The sequence below is a fragment of the Mycobacterium sp. TH-M103 genome (assembly GCF_057473785.1).
This window is the reverse complement of sequence record NZ_JBYCLG010000073.1, coordinates 1-3,988: the sequence shown is the minus strand read 5'-3', so window position 1 is coordinate 3,988 and position 3,988 is coordinate 1. Positions and strand designations below refer to the sequence as shown.

The window sequence follows — 3,988 nt, the reverse complement described above, 5'->3', positions numbered from 1 at the left end:
CTGGCATGTTCGAGCTTGCGCCATTCGATCGAGGACGCCGTAACGGCGGGAGAGCTCACGATCGTCCAGGCCGAATAGTGGCCGAATAGGGTTGTTCGATGCACATTGCGGTGACGGGCGGAACGGGTTACCTCGGCGCTCATATCGTCAGCGGGCTGCTCGCCGCGGGGCACAGCGTGAACCTGCTGGTGGAACCACAGTGGTCTAACGACGTCCTGATGGGCCGGTTCACTTCTGCGGGGTCGGTATCGGTGCTGCGCGCTGATCTTCGGGCGCCGGGGGTCATCGACGCGTTGCTGGAGGGGTGCGACGCTGTGCTGTACGGCGCGGGCGTGGTGGGCACCGACAACCGGCGTGAGCAATTGATGTGGGACATCAACGCCGACGCCGCCGAGCGGGTCATGCGTCGCGGTGTGGCGCTCGGGCTCGACCCGGTTGTCCTGGTGTCGAGCTACAGTGCGCTGTTCCCGCCACCGGGGCGGATAATCGGTCCGGACTCGCCCACGGCGCAAGGTCGGTCGGCCTACGCGCGGACGAAGTCCTATGCCGACCGAGTTGCGCGCGAGCTGCAGCGTCGAGGTGCGCCAGTGGTGGTGACCTATCCGTCCAGTGTGGTCGGGCCGGCGCTGCACACACCACCTGGTATCACCGAGCAAGGTTGGGGGACCATGGTGCGGTTTCGAGTCGCACCGAGACTGCGCAGTGCCGGCATGCAGATGATCGACGTTCGCGATGTCGCCGACGTCCACGAGCGTCTGATGCGGCCGCGGCGCGGGCCGCGGCGTTATCTGTGCGGTGGGCAGATGCTGACGTTCGATGCGATGATCTCGGCGATCGAGCGAGGCTCGGGGCATCGTATACGTCGGGTACCGATGAGCGCGGGTATGTTTCGACTCGTCGGTCGATTGTCTGATCTTGCGTCCGCGCTGGTGCCGCTGGGCAGCGGGTTCAGTTTCGAAGCCGCGCAACTGATCACCGCGGCGATACCGACTGACGACTCCGAAACGCTGCGTGATCTGCACGTCGCGTGGCGATCGGCCACGGAAGCCATCATTGCGACCTTCGACCTGGGCTCGAACGCCGAAGCGCCACGAGCGACGCGGCGCGGGTAGCCGAGGTCACCGAGGCAGGATGCGGTGTTGCTGTGCAGGCTTGCACAGGACAGTTGAAGCTCCGGAACGGCATGTTGCCCATCAGGCGTGCGCGCCGCCGTCGATCCGGATTTCGGTGCCGGTGATGAACGCGCCGTCGTCAGAAGCCACCATGGCGACCACCGCGGCCACCGCACTCGGGTCACCCAGGATTTCGTTCGCGCTGCCGTGCAGCAGCGGTGTCTGCTTGGCCCACAGCCCCAAGTCGTAACCCTCGGGCATCTTGTCTAGCGTGCTCAGCGCCAGCGCGGTGGCCACGCCGCCGGGTTGGATGTTGACCGCGCGCAACCCCCGCTTCGAATACTCCAGCGCAAGGGAGTGCGTGAACGACAACACCCCGCCCTTGCTGGCCGCGTAGGCCGCCATGTAGGGGTGAGCGAATGACGCCGCGGTGGAGGTGAAGTTGACCACGACGCCGCGGCCGGAAGTCAGCAGCGCCGGAAGCGCCTGGCGGGTCATCAGGAAGGTGCCCGTCAGGTTGACCGCAAGGGTGGCTTTCCAGTCGGCCAGCGGGTGCTCATGCGTGTTGGCGCACCGTTGAATTGCGGCCGCGTTGACCAACACCTCGAGTCCGCCGAGTTCGGCGATGGCCGCATCCACCGCGGCGCTCACGGCGTCCTCGTCGGAGATGTCGAGGACGGCGGTGGTCAGGCGCTTCCCGGTGCCGGCGTCCTCAGCCGCGGCCGCCGTTCCCGCCAACCCGTCCGCCGAGATGTCGTAGGCGACGACGGTGCCGCCCTCGTCGAGCAACCGGGCGACGGTGGCCTGTCCGATCCCCGAGGCGGCTCCGGTGACGATGACCCGCCTGTCGGCGAAACGATCCATCGGCGAACTCCTTTCGGTCATGCCAGTTGGAAGGCACTGAGCGGGGCTTTTTCGGGGTAAACCGCCGGCCCGCCGATGTCGTAGGCGGCGTTCAGTGCGCCGATGAACGCCGGGTCGTGCAGCGGTTCGCCAGGGATATCGAGCTTGATGCCCTTGCCCGCGAGGTCGTCGACCATCATGTCGATGGCCTTGTCCACCGTGAGGTCATCGGAGCCTTCCATGTTCTTCTTCAGCTCCTCGTAGTCGGAGAACACCTCGGCCGACCAGTGCACCAGGAAGCGCAGCTCATCGGTGTGGTGGCGGGCGATCACCTCCCCGCCGTTCTGCAGCAGCCAGTGGTCGCGGTCACCCGGGTCGCCGGTGAACATGGTGTCGAACGCCAGGCCAGCCGGAACCTGTTGGTCCAGTGGGCCGTTGGCCTCGCCACGGTGCACCATCATCTCGTTCTGCACCACGACGCCGCGGTTGTAGATCGGCGGCAGCACACGGCGTGGCGCCTTCAACGGTCCCTCGGGCCAATAGGTGAATCCGCTTCCGTCATCGAGCGAGAACCAGGTGATCACCTGCGCCATCTTGATCAGGTAGTCACGGAACAATCCGGATTTGCCCATCACGCTGCTCAGCCACGTGGGCGCATTCTCGTGCCGCACGCCGCGGAAGCTCGGCGAATCCAGATGGCCCGGGTCGCGGTTGGCGCACGGCCCGTTGATGTTGAACAGCATCAACTGCGGCTTGGCGTATTCAGCGTTCCAGTAGCTCTTGGCCATCTCGAGGAATCGTTCGTTGTAAAAGCAGTCGTGCAGCTGCGGGTAGAGCACCGCGCCGTAGTTGGCCAGGTAGCCGCGAAAGGTCGGCGTCAAAAACAGGTCCAGCGAAGGGGTGAAACCCTCCGGGAAGACGCCGCTCATCGTGGCCATCAGCTCGTCGGGCGACGCAAAGTGCTGGGCGATGATCAGCTTCCACGGGCCCTCGGAGCGCACGACGTCGAGCAGGCGCTCGCGTTGGTCGTCGGTGTACACATTGTCGATCTCGCGGGGCGGTGCGGCGGGCCGCAATACGTCGGAAAGCTCCATCCGCCGCTCGTCGGTGAGCATCAGCAGTCTCCTTTGCAATCCTGAATCGCTTGATTGTGGGCAGCGTCAACGCAATGCGGTCGACGGCTGTCCGGTGATCGGGACGTCAAAGCGCACCGGATGCCGGAATTTGGCGCACAGCAGCGCGCCGACCTCGGCGATAGCCAGCCGGCCCCGCGCGGTCGCGTCGGAGCGCATCAAAAAGCCGTGGTAGGCGCCCGGATAGCGGGTGGTGGTGGTCTGCACGTCGGCGTCGGCCAACCGGGCGGCGTAGCGCTCGCCCCAATCGCGGATGGGGTCGCAACCGCCGGTCACCACGATCGCCGGCGGCAGGCCGGACAGGTCGCAGGCATACGCGGGGACCAGGTAGGGGTCGGTGGGTGGGCCGGCGTCGCCGTCGACGAGGGCGTGCATGTAGTCGATGTCGTCGCGGGCCAGCATCGGCGCATCGGCCAGTGCGGTGACCGACGGGGCGGACATGTCGCGGTCCAGCCCCGGATACAGCAGCACCTGCGCGCAGATTGGGGGTCCGCCGCGGTCGCGGGCGGCGAGCGCGACCGCGGCCGCGAGCGACCCGCCGGCGCTGTCGCCGACGACGGCCAGCCGTGCGGCATCGACATCGAGTTGCGGCGCGTTCCGCGAAACCCACTCCGTGGCCGCGTAGGCGTCGTCGAACTGCGCCGGCGGGGGCGACTCCGGGGCCAGGCGGTAGTCGACCGCCACGACGGCGGCCGCCGACGCAGCCGCCAGCTCACGCGCCAGGGGTTCGAAGGAGTGGTTGGAGCCCATCACGAGTCCACCGCCATGCAGATAAACCGACACGGGGCCGCCGGTCTCGGCGGTGGGACGGTAGATCCGGGCCGGGATGTCGCCCGCGGGACCGGGAATGACGGCCTCATCGATGGCGGCCATGTCGGGCATCGCGTCGGGCAGGGGGGC

General features: G+C 67.3%; 4 protein-coding genes. 1 reads left to right on the top strand and 3 read right to left on the bottom strand.

Translation table 11 applies throughout. From position 1 onward, the window contains the following. Positions 1 to 98: 98 nt before the first annotated feature. Positions 99 to 1,112, top strand: a complete 1,014-nt coding sequence (locus AC2VOR_RS04355; RefSeq protein WP_486963261.1) for an NAD-dependent epimerase/dehydratase family protein — start codon at positions 99 to 101, stop codon at positions 1,110 to 1,112. A gap of 81 nt (positions 1,113 to 1,193) precedes the next feature. Here AC2VOR_RS04355 and AC2VOR_RS04350 read toward each other — a convergent pair whose 3' ends face one another. From AC2VOR_RS04350 to AC2VOR_RS04340, 3 genes are all read right to left on the bottom strand, one after another. Beyond that, positions 1,194 to 1,976, bottom strand: coding sequence for an SDR family NAD(P)-dependent oxidoreductase (locus tag AC2VOR_RS04350; RefSeq protein WP_486963260.1), 783 nt, complete (start codon positions 1,974 to 1,976; stop codon positions 1,194 to 1,196). A gap of 17 nt (positions 1,977 to 1,993) precedes the next feature. Beyond that, a complete protein-coding gene (locus AC2VOR_RS04345) occupies positions 1,994 to 3,070 on the bottom strand; it encodes a hypothetical protein (protein WP_486963259.1) in 1,077 nt (358 codons plus the stop codon). A gap of 45 nt (positions 3,071 to 3,115) precedes the next feature. Continuing rightward, a partial coding sequence (locus AC2VOR_RS04340; protein WP_486963258.1) for an alpha/beta hydrolase occupies positions 3,116 to 3,988 on the bottom strand: 873 nt, incomplete at its 5' end.